The organism is Aeromonas sp. sia0103 (assembly GCF_963895295.1).
Lineage (GTDB): Bacteria > Pseudomonadota > Gammaproteobacteria > Enterobacterales > Aeromonadaceae > Aeromonas > Aeromonas encheleia.
In genome coordinates this window covers 792,093-808,422 of the sequence record NZ_CAWQKG010000011.1, presented here as the reverse complement: position 1 = coordinate 808,422, position 16,330 = coordinate 792,093, and the positions used below count along the sequence as shown (strand labels likewise).

13 protein-coding genes are annotated in these 16,330 nt (G+C 64.2%); 9 read left to right on the top strand and 4 right to left on the bottom strand.

Translation table 11 applies throughout. The features are described 5' to 3' along the window. Nucleotides 1-2: 2 nt before the first annotated feature. On the bottom strand, nt 3-920 hold the full coding sequence (locus tag AACW18_RS06450) for an ABC transporter permease subunit (protein WP_218290407.1): 918 nt from the start codon (nt 918-920) through the stop codon (nt 3-5). 84 nt (nt 921-1,004) lie between these two features. Further along, the gene (locus tag AACW18_RS06445) at nt 1,005-2,042 is read right to left on the bottom strand and encodes a branched-chain amino acid ABC transporter substrate-binding protein (RefSeq protein WP_218388139.1); all 1,038 of its coding nucleotides are present in this window, start codon (nt 2,040-2,042) and stop codon (nt 1,005-1,007) included. A gap of 551 nt (nt 2,043-2,593) precedes the next feature. Here AACW18_RS06445 and AACW18_RS06440 point away from each other — a divergent pair. The 9 genes from AACW18_RS06440 (at nt 2,594) to AACW18_RS06400 (ending at nt 14,154) form a co-directional block, all read left to right on the top strand. Next, nucleotides 2,594-3,079 carry a YqhA family protein gene (locus AACW18_RS06440; RefSeq protein WP_042653475.1) on the top strand — a complete coding sequence of 162 codons (486 nt, stop codon included), beginning with the start codon at nt 2,594-2,596 and terminating at the stop codon, nt 3,077-3,079. Between the two features lie 121 nt (nt 3,080-3,200). Beyond that, on the top strand, nt 3,201-3,650 hold the full coding sequence (locus AACW18_RS06435) for a hypothetical protein (RefSeq protein ID WP_042653474.1): 450 nt from the start codon (nt 3,201-3,203) through the stop codon (nt 3,648-3,650). A 3-nt stretch (nt 3,651-3,653) separates the two neighbouring features. Further along, nucleotides 3,654-6,647 (top strand): hypothetical protein, encoded by a 2,994-nt coding sequence (locus AACW18_RS06430; RefSeq protein ID WP_218388138.1) that lies wholly within the window; start codon nt 3,654-3,656, stop codon nt 6,645-6,647. Then, complete coding sequence (locus AACW18_RS06425) at nt 6,647-7,480, top strand: FTR1 family iron permease (RefSeq protein ID WP_218388137.1); 834 nt, start codon at nt 6,647-6,649, stop codon at nt 7,478-7,480. The genes AACW18_RS06430 and AACW18_RS06425 overlap by 1 nt, the downstream gene beginning before the upstream one ends. A 60-nt stretch (nt 7,481-7,540) precedes the next feature. Then, nucleotides 7,541-8,965 carry an FAD-dependent oxidoreductase gene (locus AACW18_RS06420; protein WP_218388136.1) on the top strand — a complete coding sequence of 475 codons (1,425 nt, stop codon included), beginning with the start codon at nt 7,541-7,543 and terminating at the stop codon, nt 8,963-8,965. A gap of 134 nt (nt 8,966-9,099) precedes the next feature. Continuing rightward, nucleotides 9,100-9,657 carry a hypothetical protein gene (locus tag AACW18_RS06415; RefSeq protein ID WP_218388135.1) on the top strand — a complete coding sequence of 186 codons (558 nt, stop codon included), beginning with the start codon at nt 9,100-9,102 and terminating at the stop codon, nt 9,655-9,657. Nucleotides 9,658-9,797: 140 nt separating this feature from the next. Further along, entirely contained in the window at nt 9,798-11,087 is a 1,290-nt protein-coding gene (locus tag AACW18_RS06410; protein ID WP_218388360.1) for a hypothetical protein, read from the top strand. Between the two features lie 101 nt (nt 11,088-11,188). After that, nucleotides 11,189-12,835 carry a hypothetical protein gene (locus tag AACW18_RS06405; RefSeq protein ID WP_218388134.1) on the top strand — a complete coding sequence of 549 codons (1,647 nt, stop codon included), beginning with the start codon at nt 11,189-11,191 and terminating at the stop codon, nt 12,833-12,835. A gap of 116 nt (nt 12,836-12,951) precedes the next feature. Further along, on the top strand, nt 12,952-14,154 hold the full coding sequence (locus tag AACW18_RS06400) for a Bcr/CflA family multidrug efflux MFS transporter (RefSeq protein ID WP_042653468.1): 1,203 nt from the start codon (nt 12,952-12,954) through the stop codon (nt 14,152-14,154). Nucleotides 14,155-14,237: 83 nt separating this feature from the next. Here AACW18_RS06400 and AACW18_RS06395 read toward each other — a convergent pair whose 3' ends face one another. Next, nucleotides 14,238-14,804: a pyridoxamine 5'-phosphate oxidase family protein gene (locus AACW18_RS06395; protein WP_218388133.1), complete on the bottom strand. Its 567-nt coding sequence runs from the start codon at nt 14,802-14,804 to the stop codon at nt 14,238-14,240. Nucleotides 14,805-14,833: 29 nt separating this feature from the next. Beyond that, a complete protein-coding gene (nhaD, locus tag AACW18_RS06390; RefSeq protein ID WP_218388132.1) occupies nt 14,834-16,264 on the bottom strand; it encodes a sodium:proton antiporter NhaD in 1,431 nt (476 codons plus the stop codon). Nucleotides 16,265-16,330: the final 66 nt, after the last annotated feature.

The following is a 16,330-nucleotide window of genomic DNA, read 5'->3' as shown; positions in this document are numbered from 1 at the left end:
CCTCACACTTTGGCAATGATGGGGCGGCCGAGCAGCCCCTGGGGACGAAAGATGAGGATCATCACCAGCAGCCCGAACGAGAACACATCCTTGTAATCGGAATTCACCATCCCCGAGAATTGCGCCTCGGCAATGCCGAGGATGAGCCCCCCCAGCATGGCGCCGGGCAAGGAGCCAATGCCCCCCAGCACGGCGGCGGTGAAGGCCTTGATGCCGATGATGAAGCCGACATAGAAATCGAAGGTGCCGTAGTTGAAGGTGATCAAGACCCCGGCAAGCCCCGCCATGGCGGCCCCAATCACAAACACCAGGGAGATGATGCGATCGGTATTGATGCCAATGATCGAGGCCATTTTTCGATCCTGCTGCACCGCTCGGCACATGCGTCCCAACCTGGTATTACTGATTATCCAGGTGAGCAACAGCATGCCCGCAAAGGAGGCGATCAAGATAAACACCTTGGTGTAGGTTATCTGGATAAAGCCGTCGCCAAGATGAAGACGAAATACCCCGTCCAGCAAGGTAGGCACCCCTTGCTGGCGTGGTCCCTGGCTGATCTGCGCGTAGTTTTGCAGTATTAACGACATGCCAATGGCGGAAATAAGCGGCGCCAGACGGGTGGAGTTGCGCAGTGGTTTATAAGCGATGCGCTCGATTGTCCAGCCATATACCCCCGTCACCACTATGGTGAACACTAGGGTACCTAGGATAAGCAGCGGAAAAGAGTGCAACCCGAAGAACGACAATAGCGCCAGACCGATGGCGCTGAGATAGGCCGATATCATATAGACTTCGCCGTGGGCGAAATTGATCATGCCGATGATGCCGTAGACCATGGTGTAGCCAATGGCAATCAGACCGTAGACGGAACCCAGCGTTAATCCATTGATCAACTGCTGCAGGAAAAAGACATCCATCATAGTACGCTCTCGTTATAGGCCACTGAGGCCTGGTGGTTATAAAGCGCCGACTCGCGTCGGCGCTGAGCGTTTTCCACTATGCCGTTACTTGACTTCTTTATATGAACCCTTGTCATCCCATTCGTAGACCACGTAATCGGAGACTTTCAGGTCGCCTTTGCTGTCCCAGGACTTCTTACCCATCACGGTATCTACGCTGTTCGCTTTCAGCCAGGCGCTGGCCTTTGCGGAGTCCGTGCCACCGGCCGCCTTGAATGCCGCGGCAATGGTCTGCACAGACGCATAGGCGTAGAGGGTGTAGCCTTCAGGCTCAAATTTGTTGGCGCGGAATTGCTCGATGACCGCCTTGCCGTCCGGGATCAGACGGGGATCCTGACCGAAGGTCATGTAGATGCCATTGGTGTACTGCGGGCCGCCGGCGGCCGTGACCATCTCGGCGTTGACGATGCAGTCCCCCGAGAAGAACTTGGCCTGCACGCCCTGCTCACGCATCTGGCGTACCAGCGGTCCCCCCTCCGGGTGACAACCGCCGAAGAACACCACGTCCGGCTTCTGCGCACCTATCTTGGTCACCAGCGCATTGAAGTCTTTCTCGCCGCGCGACAAGCCCTCGTACATCACATCCTTCACGCCACGTTTGGCCAGCGCCGCCTTGGTCGCATCGGCAAGCCCCTGCCCATAGGTGTCTTTATCGTGAATGATCACCACTCGCTTGGCCTTGAGCTTGTCGATGATGAAGTCGCTGGCCACCTGCCCTTGCTGATCATCACGCCCGCACATGCGGAACATGTCGCTCATGCCACGCTCGGTGACCAGCGGGTTGGTCGAGCCCGGGGTGATGGAGATGATCCCCGCATCGTTATACACCTCGGAGGCTGGCATAGTGGAAGATGAGCAGAAGTGCCCCACCACCGCATTGACTTTATCCTGGTCAACCAGGCGGTTAGCCACGGAAACTGCCTGTTTGGGTTCACAGGCGTCATCCCCCTGCACCAGCTTGATCTTTTCGCCATTGATCCCGCCGGCGGCGTTGATGTCATTCGCGGCCTGAGTCGCGCCGTGCCAGTACTGATCGCCATAGGTGGCGTTCGGCCCGGTGAAGGGGCCTGCAACACCGATCACAATATCCGCCTGGGCGGAAAATGCCGTGACCATACAACCGGCCAACACTAGCGAAATAGGGCTTCTGATGAATTTCAGCGACATTATGATGTTCCTTATCAAAGAAGCTTGGGTAGGTAAGGTCGAACGCCGGACTGCGCGTCCAATCCAACGGCAAAACGAGAGCACGATGCACGAAACGAACTCAATCCAGACAACATCCTGTGAGTGGATATAAGCTTTCTTGCACGGCTTGCGTGCTGAAAAAAGCTAAGCAAATGATTGCCATAGTTGCAAACCGGACAGCAAATATTTGACCTGCCACAGTATAGGGCGCCATTTTCGGCCACCCGGTGTCGCCAAGTGAAATTACGGCGGGGATCACATCTGCTTAAAAATAACGGAAATGATTTCTACGATGGCCAGGATATTTGCTACCTTGCGCCCAAAATGAACCGATAAGAAAACAGCGGCAATATATCGCCTCTCAATTCAGGCTTGTTCCATGACACTGCCTTGGCGGGCTACTCAGGCCTATCATCAGCACCTTCTCACCCAGTTCAGGAGTTTCCATGCGTCGCTTCAACTTCATGCTCAACGGCAGCCGGCTGATGATGTTCCCTTTTTATGTCTGCATCCTGGTCTGCGTCGCCCTGCTGATGGTGAAATTTGCCATGCAGCTCTATGTCTTGTGCCGCGACATCATCGAGATCCATTACATGGATCTCATCACCGGGGTGCTGACCCTGGTGGACTTCGTGCTGGTGGCCCAGATGCTGATCCTGGTGGCCATCTGCGGCTATGTGCAGTTCATCCAGACCCAGGAGCAGCGCGAGGCCCTCGGCAACAACTGGCTCAGCAAGATCAACTTCGCCTCCCTGAAGCTCATCGTCATCAACTCCCTGGTCACCATCGCCGGGATCGAGGTGCTCAAGGCCTTTCTGGAGGATGGGGTGGGCAACGAAGTGGAGATGAAGTGGTCGGTGATAGTGTTTCTCGCCTTCTCCACCGCGGCGCTGATCTATGCGATCACCGAACGCCTGGCGGATCACAAGTAGCTCGGCCTTTGTTTTCATTCAGGGTTTATTCATCAGGGGCGGAATTGATAACTCTTTTCATTGCGGTTACCCCATTGTAAACTTGCTCCCCCGGACGGAATGTCCGGGCGTTGGAGCATGTATGACAAGCCTTTCTCTCTCACCACGACACTTTTGGCGGTGGCTGGCCTATCACCATCAGGCGGCCGAAGGCTCCCTCTATCTGATGTTCTTCTCCGGCCTGCTGTTGTGGGAGCCGCTGACCCCCGTCTGGTCGCTGGCGCGCTGGAACCTGCTGCTCCACGTCATGCTCTCCCTCTCCCTGTTCCCCCTGCTGTTTGGCGCCTTCTGGCTCTCTCACCGTCACCTGCTACGCCACAGTCGCAAGCCGTTCCTGCGCACCACGGGCCGGATCATCGAGGGCCTGCTGCTGCTGTGCCTCGGTAGCGGCCTGGTGCTGATCCTGCACGGCACGCCGGGAGACGGACTCGGGACACTGGCCAGCTGGGCCCACTGGCTCAGCGCCTTGCTGTTAACTCCCCTGGTCTTGCGTCATGCCTGGCGCTGGACCCTGCTCAAGTGGCGCCCCTGACCCATGTTGAAGTCGCTGTTGTCTTGCCTGCTCGCCTGTCTTGTGTTGCTCGGGATGCCGCTGGCCCACGCCCAGCAGATGGGCAGCGCCCTGATTGCCTACGACGATGCCAGCTCCCCTCGCCTGCTCACCGCCAACCAGGGCGCCGGCTCCGTCACCCTGCTGGCACGGGACAGCGGCGAGCGCATCGAAGAGGCGCATTTTGGGGGGGATCTGCGCCAGCTGGCGAGAGCCCCCGACGGCACCCTGCTGGTGACCGACTACAGTGGCGACCGCCTGCTGCTGCTGGGTGCCAACCTTAAGCTTGAAAAGGCCATCCCCACCGGCCATCGCCCCTACGGCGTCATCTTCGACCCCAAGCGAGGCTGGTTCTGGGTCAGCCTGTTCGAGGCCGCGCGGCTGCAAGCCTATGATCTGAACGGCACTCTCAGGCTGGATGTGGCGACCGCCGAAACCCCGCGCGGGCTGGCGCTCACCGATGACGATCGCCTGCTGCTGACTCACGCCATGACCGGCCAGCTGGCCATCTACGATCTCGGCAAGTTCAAAGACCCGCTCGATGCCGCGACCCTGGCCAGGCCCCGCCTGATCACCCTGGCCGAGACCCACAGCGCCACCCCCAGCGACTCCCAGGGACTGCCGCGCCTGCTGGATGGCATCGCCCTCTCCCCCGACGGCAGCGAGGCCTGGTTGCCCCATGTGCTGTGGAGCTTCGACCATCCCTTCCAGTTCCAGAGCACCGTCTTCCCTGCGGTCTCCATCATCGATCTCGATGAGGAGAAAGAGCGGGTGGATGAAAGAAAGCAGCTGTTCTTGCAGATCAACCTGCCCAATGTCGGCAACCGCAGCCAGATCGTCTCCAACCCCTTCGCCGCCCGCTTCGCCGCCGACGGCAAACGGGTCTACCTGACCCTGGCGGGCTCTGAGGATCTGCTGGTGTTCGATCTGTCCCGCAGCGGCAAGCAGAACAGCAACCGCCACCGCCGCAAGAAGTTCCAGGGCGGCGCCAAGGCGACCCAGTTGCTGCGCCACCTGCCTGGCCAGAACCCGCGGGATCTGCTCATCGATGGCGACCATATCCTGGTGCACAACGTCATGGGCCAGGATCTGACCCGCCTCGCCAGCGGCGGCAGCGGCCCCTTCGCCCGGGTCACCGTCGACGTCCCCCACTTCGCCAGGCTGGTGGAGCAAGATCCCCGCCCCGCCGCCCTGGTGCGCGGCGAGCGGCTGTTCCATCTCGGCAATACCCTCGGCAACACCAGCGCCAATGGCCGCTTCCCCATGGCGGGGGACAACTGGATGAGCTGCAACTCCTGCCACCTCGACGGTTTCAACTTCACCAACCGCTTCCTGATGCAGGCACACCGCCAAGCGAGCAAAGATAACGCCATCAACGGCCACGCCAACCTGACCAACATGGTGGCGGGAGACTTTATTGGCGAATACCTGCGCATGGTCCAGCAGACCCAGGGCGGCATGGGGCATGACGGCCGGGATGGCGCCGACACCGTGGATCCCGCCCATCCTCAGCCCGAGGTGAAGGCCATGATGGAGGATCTGCATGCCTTCGTGACGGCAGATGGCAACCTGCCCTATCTCGCCAACTGGCTGCGCCTCGATGCCCCGCGTCAGGATCCGGCCAAGGCGCCGACCACTCATCCCAAGGAGTGGCTGAACTCCGCCTCCTGCCAGAACTGCCATGCCCAAGCCTTCGCGGACTGGAGCGACAGCAACCACCGCCTGATGGGCAACTCCCACCCCTACTACAAGGCGGTGCAGGCCCTGGCCCGCCAGACCGAGGGCGAGGCCTTCGGCCAGTGGTGCCAGGGCTGCCACATGCCCCAGCAGGTGTTGAGCGGCCAGACCGACTTGCCCAAGGGTTCCCACATGCTGGAGCAGGGCGGCGCCTCCCTCATCGAGGCCCACCGGGCGGGCGAGCCCGTGGTGGAAGAGGGCACCGGCTGTGTGCTGTGCCATCGCATCACCCGACTGGAAGACGCGGGGGGCAACAGCGCCTTCACCGTCAACCTGAAAGACAGGGAGAGCTATGTGTTCGAGGATGCCCCCGGCGGCAGCGCCCGCCACTGGCTGGCCGAGCGGCAGATCAACGCCCGCCCGGCGATGCACAAGGCCTCCTATCAGAAGGATTTCTATCAGGATGCGGCGCTGTGCAAGTCCTGCCACAACGAGTTTGCTCCGGGCACAGGCGCCAACATAGTCAACACCTGGGACGAGTGGCAGAATTCGAGCTTCGCCAGGGCCGAGGATCCGGCCAGGCGTCGCAGCTGCATCGACTGCCATATGAACCCGACGCCGGGTAAGGGGGGCGATGCGGTCGCCGGCCAGTCCACCGAGAACGGCACCATGAAGAGCCGCCTCTATCGCCACAACTTCACCGGTGCCCAGCACCAGTTGGTGGGGCTGCGCAATCCGGATCTCGAGCAGGAGAGCCTGGCGCTGCTGCGCTCCAGCGCCGCCCTCAGCGCCCGCATAGAGCAGGATGCCGAGAAGCAGGCACTGGTGGTGCGCGTCACCAACGTCGGCGCCGGCCACGCCCTGCCCACCGGGGTGGCGGATTTTCGTGAGCTCTGGCTGGAGCTGACCCTCACCGACGCCGAGGGCAACATAGTGCTGCGCAGCGGCCAGCCGGTGAATGGCGCCGTGCCGGAGGATGCCCGGCTGTTCAGGAAGGTGTTCGGCGATGCCGACGGCAAGCCGGTGGGGCTCAAGTTCTGGCGCTACGCCAAGCTCTTGGCAGACACCCGGATCCCGGCCGATGGCTGGCGTGACGAGTCCTGGCCGCTGCCTGCGGATGCCAGAGGCCCCTTCAGCGCCGACATCAGACTCAACTTCCGTACCTATCCCAAGTGGGTCAACGACATAGTGCGCGCCACCGAGCCGCAGCTGCCCGAGCCCCCCATAGTGCTACTCAACCGGCTACAGCTGACCCAGCTGCAGCCGACCCCATCCTCCCCCGACATGGAGCCTGAACGCTGATGTTTGCAAGTTTCCTTATTACCCTGCGCGAGGGGCTGGAGGCCTTTCTGCTGGTTGGCATCTGCCTCTCCTACCTCGCCAAGCTGGGGGCGAGTCGCTACAACAGGTTCATCTACCTGGGGGTGGTGCTGGGCCTTGTCGCCTCTCTGGCGGTGGCCTTCCTGTTTCAGGTGGTGGTCAGCCAGTTCGAGAGCGAGCGTTACAACCACCTGCTGATGGCAGGGATCCTGATCTTCGCCACCCTGGTGCTCACCTACATGGCAGTCTGGATGCAGAAGCAGGCCAAATCCCAGGTCGGGGCCATGACGGCCCGCATCGATGCGGCGGTCGATGCGGGCAACCTGTTCGGGCTGGTGCTGCTCGCCTTCCTGGCGGTGATGCGAGAAGGCTTCGAGACGGTGCTCTTCTTCTCGGCCCTGGTCTATTCGGGCCAGGGGGTGGATCTTCACGAAGGGCTGATGGGGGCCCTGGCCGGGTTGCTGGTCTCGGTAGCCCTGGTGTGGGCGCTGCTGCGCTCCACCCGCAAGGTGGCGCTGGCCCCCTTCTTCCGCTGGACCGGCCTGCTGATCATCATCATCGCCGCCGGCCTGTTGTCGTCCGCCGTCAACATGCTGCAGGCGGCCGGGGTCATCACCCTCTGGACCACGCCGGTGTTCAACATCAGCCATATCCTCGACGATCGAGGGGTGTTCGGCACCTTCCTGCGCGCCCTCTTTGGTTACAATGCCTCCCCCGCCGGCCTGCAGCTGGCGACCTGGCTGGCTTATCTGGCGGTCTTCGTCACCATCTGGTATCGCAACTACAAGCCCAAGCCAGCCGCCGGCAAGGCATAAGCCAGCTCATTCACACCGGGGCCTGCTGGCCCCCTTTTCTCGCTTTCGGATACCAGTGGCATGACGGATAACAACCAGAAAATTGCAGTGTTGGGGGCCGGTCCCGCCGGTCTGATGGCCGCCTGGCGCCTGCGTCAGGCCGGCTTTGCGGTCACCCTGTTCGAGCAGGAGCCCGTGGTGGGCGGCATGTGCGCCACCCAGCGCTTCACGGGCAAGGATGGCGACTACCGCTTCGACTACGGTGGCCACCGCTTCATCACCAAGAACCCCGAGCTGCTCGCCTTCATCGACGAGCTGATGGGGGACGATCTGCTGCACGCCGAGCGCAAGAGCGTCATCCGCTTCAATGGTCGCACCTACGACTACCCGCTCAACCTCGGCAACCTGCTCAAGACGGCGCCACTGCCGCTGATGGCGGGGGCGCTCAAGGATCTGCTGCTGCTGCTGCCCTTCGCCAAGAAGCCGGCGGATTTCGCCAAGGCCAGCTTCGCCGACTGGATCCAGAGCCACTTCGGTCGCACCCTCTATCGCCAGTTCTTCGAGGGTTACACCGCCAAGCTGTGGGGCATCAACCCGGATCGGCTCTCCGCCGACTGGGCCGGTCAGCGCATCAGCCTCATCGACTTGAAAGACGTGGCGCGCCGCCTGCTGCCAAGGCGCAAGGGCAACCACTCGGTGCGCACCTATGCCCGCAAGTACCGCTATCCGAAACATGGCTTCGGCCAGATCTTCACCACCCTGGGAGAGCGGCTGGTGGCGGAGGGTGTCGTGCTCAGGACAGGGGCCACCATCAGCCGGCTGACTCAAGCCGATGGCCGCATCGAGCGGGTAGAGTGGCAGCAAGAGGGCGTGGCGCAGAGTGAGGCATTCGATCAGGTGATCTCCACCCTGCCGCTGCCGCTCACCTGCCAGCATCTGGGGTTGCCCTGCGACCTGCACTATCGCGCCCTGCGCTTTATCAACATGCCGCTCAATCAGGAGAACCTGTCGGACAACACCTGGCAGTACCTCTCCGATCCGCACATCCTCGCCACCCGGCTGCAGGAGCCGCGCCGGCGCAGCCCCTTCATGGCGCCGGCGGGCAAGACATCGGTGATGCTGGAGGTCCCCTGCAATCCGGGGGACGCCACCTGGCAGGCACCGCTGGCGGAGCTGCGCGGCCGCATCAGCCAGGATCTGGCGAGTCTCGGGGTCGACACCGACAAGCTCGGCGAGGAGACCTTCGAGGCGCGCAGCGAACATGCCTATCCGCTGATGGATCTCGGCTATCAGCAGCGGCGCGACGCCGCCATCCAGGGCCTGATGCCCATCGCCAACCTCATCATGAGCGGGCGCCAGGGCACCTTCCGTTACATCTTCACCGACACCGCCATGGAGATGGGGCTGATGGCCGCCGACATGGTGATCGACGGCATAGACAGGCGTCACCAGATCTTCAATCATCGCAACGAAAACACCGTGATCGAAACCCAGAGCGTGGCCTGACAGGCCCCTGAACGTGGTGATCGACGGCATAGACAGGCGCCACCAGATCTTCAATCATCGCAACGAAAACACCGTGATCGAAACCCAGAGCGTGGCCTGAGCCCGGCTGAATGAATCAATAAAGGAGAGTAAGGATGAGCATCCGCCACGGTTTTATCGCCCTCTTGCTGCTTGCGAATGTGGGACAGGCCCAGGCCTACTCCTACGCGGCGGCAGGCAAGGAGCCCCTGATCGATGCCCGCGAGCAGTTGCTGACGGCGGCGAGCGAGGGCCAGGATGGCAGCGCCATACTGGCGAGTCTCGCCGAGGAGCTCGACTATCTGGAGCAGCATCACAAGGTGCAGCTCCAGGCGCCGCTGGCCGAGGCCATCAAGGACAAGGATGTCGAGGCGACCGCGGCCCTGCTCAATCGCGCCTACAAGGCCGAGATCGAGCGCCGCCTCGAGGGGGCCAGCCAGAATCTGGGGGACTATCAGACCGCCAAGGTGCTGGTGGTCAAGAGCAAGCGCTTCCTGGATCTGATCCTGCCCTCCCTCGATGAAGGGGATCGCAAGGCCGCCGAGCAGGCGCTGGCCCGGGTGCTGGATGCCATCGGCAACCCCGGTGTGTTCGGCGTCGGCGCCAAGCCCGCCGATGCCGCCGCCTTCGCCGAGGCCGAGAAGGCGCTGATGGCCGTGCTGGCCCCGCTCTGATTGCTACCCGCCGACCGATGACGACCTCTCCCCTCATCCCCAGCCCTTCTCCCGCAAGGGGAGAAGGGGGCGATGGGCCTCGCTGGCAGGATACGGGGGGAGCCGGGATACAGGCACAACGTCCCGGCCGCCAGCTTTGGCTGCTGGTGCTGTTGCAAGGGGCCTGGATGGGCTGGCTCTTTGCCTTCCCGGTGGCGCTGGATTCCGACGATGCGCTGAACTTTGCCCACGGGGTGACGCGCTTCAGCGTGCTGGAGTTCGCCCCCCACTTTCCCGGCTACCCCGCCTTTATCTGGTTCGCTCGCCTGATCCATCTGGTGGCCCCGGATCCCGCCAGCGCGGTGCAGTGGGCCAGCCTCTTGGGCAGCAGCCTGTTGCCGCCGCTCTGTGCTTGGCTGACAGTGCGGCTGTGGCGACGGCCGGCGCTGCTGGCCCCGGTGTGGCTCGTCACTATGGCGCTGCCGCTCACCCCGACCCTGGCGCTCAGCGGCCTCTCCGACGGCCCGGCGCTGGCCGCCTGGCTCGGCGCCCTGCTGGCGCTGCAGCATCGCCGCCTCGCATTGGCGGGCTTGCTGGTGGGACTGCTGCTGGCCCTGCGCCCCTCCTACTTCGTGCTGGCGCTGCTGCCATTATTTCAAGGATGGCGGCAGGGCGGGCAAGCCAGGGAGCAACGACTCGCCTTCCTCTCCCCCATCGCGCTGGTGGGGCTAGCCTGTCTGCTGTTCGTCTGGCAGGCCGATGGCTGGGCCTACTTCAGCGAGGGGCGCCGCTTCACCGATGGCCACTTCACCCTGTGGGGCAACACAGCGGCGGCGCACGGCTCCCGTCTGCTGAGCTGGGGCCAGACCCTGGCGGCCCAGCTCAGCCCGCTCTGGCCGCTCCTGCTGTGGCCGCTCTGGCTGGGGGGACGACGCCTGGCCGCCGACCCAACTGCGCTCTGGGGAGCCTCCTGGCGTTGGGGCTGGCTGGCCCTGCTGCTCTGGACCCTGTTTGGCCAGAACCCGGACAATCCCCGCCACCTGGCGCCGCTCATCTACCTTGGCCTGATCCTGCTGGTCGGCGGCCTGCCTGCGGCAAAGCCTGTCGCGGTGGCGGCCACGCTGGGCGGTCTGGCGCTGCTCTGCATCACCCTCACAACCCCCGCCTCGCCGGCCTCCTTACCCGCCATGGTGCAGGCCCGCCAGCTGGCCGAGCGGCACTGCCCGGCCCTGGTCACCCAGTGGGGCGTGCGCCTGCTGCGCGAATCCAGCCCGCTGCCCGTCACCGATGGCTGGTATAAGGGCGATGCGGCGCTGGCACTGGGACGAGGCGCCTGCCGCCTCAGCCGCCGTCCCCTGGCGGCCCACGATTTGCCGGGCCCCTATAGCGCTATCTGGTTTGCCCCCCGCTTTCGCGCCGAGCCCGGCCTCTGGCTCGCCATACCCCGCTGATGCACTGATCCCCCGGTCAGCCTGTGTGGCGCCAGATGGCTCACCCCTCCCCGCCGGGGTCGGCTACACTCACTGCGCATCCGCCAAGAGAGTGTCTGCCGATGAAGGGTCTCAAGGAGTGGTATCTCGTCGTGCCGAGCCTGGCGCTGGCCAGCGGACTGCTGCTGTTGCCGTTCTGGCTGCAGGGGGGCAGCCAGGGCCATGATCTGTTCCACCATCTGCTCTCCGGCCACTATTTCGCCCAGCAGCTGTGGCAGGGGGAGCCCTATCCACGCTGGCTGATGGCGATGAACGGCGGCTTTGGCAGCCCCACCTTCTTCTTCTATCCCCCGCTGCCCTACTATGTCAGCGCCCTGTTTGCCGGCCCCGGCACCCTCGCCCAGCACGCCATCATCCCGCTGCTGTGGAGCGCCAGCCTGGCGCTGCTGCTCTCCGGACTCGCCGCCTACCTCTGGCTGCGCGGCTTCACCGCCCCCGGGCGCGCCCTGGCCGTCAGCCTGCTCTACCTCGCCCTGCCCTACCACTTGGCCATGGATCTCTACGCCCGCTTCGCCCTCGCCGAGTTCTGGGCCTTCGTCTGGGCGCCCCTGATCCTGCTGGGGCAGGATCTCGCCACCCGGCGTCAGCGGGTCGGCCTGTTGTTGCTGGCCCTGAGCCTGGCGCTGCTGGCACTCTCCCACCTGCCCAGCCTGCTGCTGATGATGGGGCTCATCAGCCTGCGTGCCCTGCTGCAGGCCTGGCAGGGTCGCACCCTGCGCCCCTGCTGGCTCATCCTGGGGGCTCAGGGGCTCGGGCTCTGCATGGCGGCCACCCTGCTGCTGCCCGCTTTGGCCGATCAGGGGGCCATCTCCATGGAGCTGATGCGCGGCGGCATGTTCGATTTTCGGCGCAACTTCCTCGACCGCTTGCCGTCCGGCTGGGAGGACTGGCGCTTTCGCAGCCACCTCGCCTGGCAGAGCCTGCTGACCCTGGCCCTGCTGCTGACCGCCTGGGCCGCCGCCCGCGAGCCGCACCATCCCGAGCTGCTGTGCTGGGGGGCGCTGGGGGTGGGTGCCTTCCTGATGATGCTGCCCGTCAGCCAGCCGCTCTGGTCCTTGCTGCCCCCGCTGCAGCGGGTGCAGTTTCCCTGGCGCCTGAACCTGATCCTCTGCCTGGCCACCGTCGCCGTGGTGGCGCTGGCCACCCCTGCGCACCGCCCCTGGCAGTGGCTCTGGTGGGGGTTGCTGCTGCTGACGCTGATCTCCGCCCTCGCCTATGTGCACAGCTCCCCCCTCACCCAGGCACCGGACAGGGCCGCCCTCGCGGACGAGTTCGACAGCAAGCGCAGCGCCCGCGAATATAGGCCCAAGCAGGTGCCAAGCGGCCTGTTCGCCCCGACCCTGCTCGCCTGGAAGGAGGAGTTCCTGCCCCCCGTCAGTGCCGATCAACCCGGCGCCCACTGGACGTTGCAACGCTGGCAGCCCCGCGCGCTGGCGCTGGAGGTGACGACCAAGGTGCCGACCAAGCTGGTACTGCACCAGTATGACTACCCCGGCTGGCAGGCCTGGCTGGATGACTCACTGGCGCTGACGGTGAGTGCCAACCCGCAAGGGCTGCTGCAGGTCTGGGTGCCCGCCGGCAGCCACTCCCTCAGCCTGAGGCTGATGCCGCGCTGGCCGGAGCGGCTGGGCAACCTGTTGTCGCTGCTGGGCTGGCTGCTCTGGCTTGGGCTCGCATGCTGTCGCCAACGATCGCCGCTAGAACGCTGATTTGTCAGCAGATCAGACCTCCCGGCACGGTGCGTGATAGTCCAGCCGGCCCGGCACAAAGCTGATAAACTTCAAGATTATTGCGCACTCCTCACTCGCTCACGATCGGATACCCTATGCCCCAGTCCATAGCCCTCTCCCCTCGCTTCCTGTTTATCCTGCTCGGTGCCCTGGCGGGTCTGACACCGCTGGCGGTCGACATGTACCTGCCCGCGATCCCGGCCATCGCCCGGGATCTGGCCACCAGCATCGACGGGGCTCAGCTCACCATCAGCGCCTTCCTCGGCGGCTTCGCCATCGGCCAGCTGTTCTACGGTCCCCTGGCCGACAGCTACGGCCGCAAGCCGGTGATCCTGGCGGGTCTCTCCATGTTTGCCATCGCCTCGGTCGGCTGCGCCATGGCGGAGTCGCTGCCGGAGCTGCTGGCCTGGCGCATGGTGCAAGCCGCCGGCGGGGCGGCCGGCTCAGTGGTGGTCAACGCCCTGCTGCGAGACATGTTCGAGAAGGATGCGTTCTCCCGCGCCATGTCCTTCGTCATCCTGGTGATGACCCTGGCGCCGCTGGTGGCCCCGGTGGTGGGCGGCTACATCAGCGCCCACAGCAACTGGCGGGTGATCTTCTGGCTGCTGGTGGGCATCAGCCTGCTCATCTGCGTGGTGATGCAGTGGAAGATCCAGGAGACGCTCAAACCCGAACACCGGCAGCCGCTCAAGCTCGGCCAGGTGCTGCGCAACTACTGGGGCGTGCTCTCCCACCGCGGCGCCATGGGCTATGTGCTGTGCGGCGCCCTGTCGAGCTCCGGCATGTTCGCCTTCCTGAGCGCCTCGCCCTACGTCTACATCGAGTATTTCAAGGTACCGACCGAACACTACGGTTGGCTGTTTGGCCTCAACATCCTGCTGATGATGGTGGTCACCTTCGTCAACAGCCGGCTGGTGAAGGGGGTGGGCGCCGAGCGCATGCTGCAATACGGCCTGATCATGCTGCCGCTGGCCGGTGCCCTGCTCATCTACAACGCCTGGAGCCAGACCGGCGGCCTCTGGGGCATCGTCATCCCGGTGGTGCTGTTCGTCGGTCACATCAGCCTGGTGGGGGCCAACGCCATGACAGGCTTGATGGGCCACTTTCCCCAGTCGGCTGGCACCGCCGCGGCCCTGGCGGGCACCCTGCGCTTTGGGGTCGGCGCCCTGGTCGGCATCCTGGTCAACCTCAATCCGCCCCAGTCCCCGCTGCCCATGGCCATCGCCATCGCCAGCTGCGGCTTTGGCTCGGCGCTGAGCTACTGGCTGCTGACCAGCAAGCGCGCCGCGACGGCCTGATGGCCGGGCACCGTCTTCCTGAAACGAAAAAGCCCTGTCCAGCGGACAGGGCTTTTTCACATGAAGAGCAGCCGATGAGCTCGCTATTGATCGGCCTCCAGGCCGCTGCGCGCCAGGATTTCGCTCTCGAATCCATCCAGGCTCAGCTGGTTCTTCTTGCGCCAATAGGCCTCGATGCCCTCCTGGCCCTGGCGCGTCGACCAGTTGGCCAGCGCCTCCCTGTCCCCCTGATAGTCGTACAGGGGCACCGCCATGCCGCAGGAGGTCTGCACCCGCTCTATGTCGAGCAGGAAGATCTGCCGGGCCGCCACGCTGGCCGGAAAGAGCGCCATGGCCGCCTCCCAGCCCGGGTCGCCGCGGTGCAGCACCCGTGCCTGGCCATAGGCCCGCAGGATCATAGGCGCCCCCTCGAAGGCGCAGAACATTATCGTCATGCGCGGGTTGCGCAGCACATGGGCCGCCGACTCGTTGCCGCTGCCGGTCAGGTTGAGCCAGGCCAGACGGTGGGGGTCGAGGATCCGCAGGGAGTCGCTGCCCTTGGGGGAGAGGTTGACCGTGCCCTGCTCCGCCGCCGTGCCGACGAAATAGATCTGCTGTGCCTCGATAAAGGCGATATGAGGTGGCGAGAGCGCCTCGAATAACTGTCCCATCTTCCTTCCCCTTTTCCTCTCCATGCGCCTCAGAGCAGTGCGCTATTGAGCCACAAATGTGCCCCTATGCTGACCATATAACCAAGCAGAATGGCGGGCAACCACTTGAGGTGGCCGAAGAAGGTGTACATGCCGCGGGCCTGCCCCATCAGCGCCACCCCGGCGGCGGAGCCGATGGAGAGCAGGCTGCCCCCCACTCCAGCGGTCAGGGTCACCAGCAGCCACTGCCCCGTCGCCATCTCCGGACTCATCGACAGCACGGCGAACATCACCGGGATGTTGTCGATGACGGAGGAGAGCAGGCCGATGACGACGTTGGCCCGGGTTGGGTCGCCCCCCGCGTAGAGGAATTGGGAGGCCAGCTCGAGATAGCCCATGAAGCCGAGCCCGCCGACGCACATCACCACCCCGTAGAAGAACAGCAGGGTGTCCCACTCGGCCCTGGCGATCTGGCTGAACACGTCGAACGGCACGACGCTATCGAGCCGCTGCAGCCGCGCCTTGTCGCCGCTGCGCTCATAGCGGGCGCGCTTGCGGGCCAGGGAGCGAGCCAGCGTCTTGCGCAGGTAGAAACCGAAAAATTGCAGATAGCCCAGCCCCAGCATCATGCCGAGCACCGGGGGCAGGTGCAGGAAGTGCTGGCAGGCGACTGCTGTCACTATGGTGAGGATGAACAGCAGCACTATGACACCGGCGCCGCGCTTGAGCTCCACCTCTTCATCCTGCACCTGGGGGGCGTGGCGCGGCACCATGAGGCTCATCAGCAGGGCCGGCACCAGGAAGTTGAGCAGGGAGGGGATGAAGAGCGCGAAGAACTGGCCGAACTGCACCTTGCCCGCCTGCCACACCATCAGGGTGGTGATGTCGCCAAAGGGGCTGAAGGCACCGCCGGCATTGGCCGCCACCACTATATTGATGCAGGCGAGGTTGACGAAGCGGCGATCCCCCCCCGCCACCTTGAGCACCACGCTGCACATCAAGAGCGCCGTGGTCATGTTGTCCGCCACCGGCGAGATGAAGAAGGCCAAGATACCCGTGAGCCAGAACAGGGTGCGCAGGCTATAACCCGAGCGCACCAGGGCGGCGCGCAGGGCATCGAACAGCCGCCGCTCCTCCATGGCGTTGATATAGGTCATGGCCACCAGCAGGAACAGCAGCAGCTCGGCATATTCCAGCAGGTTGTGACGAAATCCGTCGTGAGCCAGGGTGCCGAGCCCCTGCTCGGCATAGACGATGCCAATCACTATCCAGATGATGCCGGCCGCGATCAGCACCGGCTTGGACTTGTGCAGCTGCAGGGGCTCCTCGGCCATCACCAGCCCATAGGCGAACACGAAGAGGGCGAGGGCGAACCAGCCCGCCCCGCTGTGGGTCAGGGGGATGGCGCCGCCGTCGGCGAGGCTTTCGCAGGAAAACAGACTGAGCCCGAGCAGGGCGATGAGGCGCAGGGATCCAGACATGAATGCTCTTCTCTTGAGAACCATCTGGCATTGATGCTAGCAGCGGATATACAAATAAATCGTATT

Excerpts from the sequence above, each read along its gene's own strand:
- AACW18_RS06450 (WP_218290407.1), bottom strand. The coding sequence starts at position 920 with ATGATGGATGTCTTTTTCCTGCAGCAGTTGATCAATGGATTAACGCTG.
- AACW18_RS06440 (WP_042653475.1), top strand. The coding sequence starts at position 2,594 with ATGCGTCGCTTCAACTTCATGCTCAACGGCAGCCGGCTGATGATGTTC.
- AACW18_RS06435 (WP_042653474.1), top strand. The coding sequence starts at position 3,201 with ATGACAAGCCTTTCTCTCTCACCACGACACTTTTGGCGGTGGCTGGCC.
- AACW18_RS06430 (WP_218388138.1), top strand. The coding sequence starts at position 3,654 with ATGTTGAAGTCGCTGTTGTCTTGCCTGCTCGCCTGTCTTGTGTTGCTC.
- AACW18_RS06425 (WP_218388137.1), top strand. The coding sequence starts at position 6,647 with ATGTTTGCAAGTTTCCTTATTACCCTGCGCGAGGGGCTGGAGGCCTTT.
- AACW18_RS06420 (WP_218388136.1), top strand. The coding sequence starts at position 7,541 with ATGACGGATAACAACCAGAAAATTGCAGTGTTGGGGGCCGGTCCCGCC.
- AACW18_RS06415 (WP_218388135.1), top strand. The coding sequence starts at position 9,100 with ATGAGCATCCGCCACGGTTTTATCGCCCTCTTGCTGCTTGCGAATGTG.
- AACW18_RS06405 (WP_218388134.1), top strand. The coding sequence starts at position 11,189 with ATGAAGGGTCTCAAGGAGTGGTATCTCGTCGTGCCGAGCCTGGCGCTG.
- AACW18_RS06400 (WP_042653468.1), top strand. The coding sequence starts at position 12,952 with ATGCCCCAGTCCATAGCCCTCTCCCCTCGCTTCCTGTTTATCCTGCTC.
- AACW18_RS06395 (WP_218388133.1), bottom strand. The coding sequence starts at position 14,804 with ATGGGACAGTTATTCGAGGCGCTCTCGCCACCTCATATCGCCTTTATC.
- nhaD (WP_218388132.1), bottom strand. The coding sequence starts at position 16,264 with ATGTCTGGATCCCTGCGCCTCATCGCCCTGCTCGGGCTCAGTCTGTTT.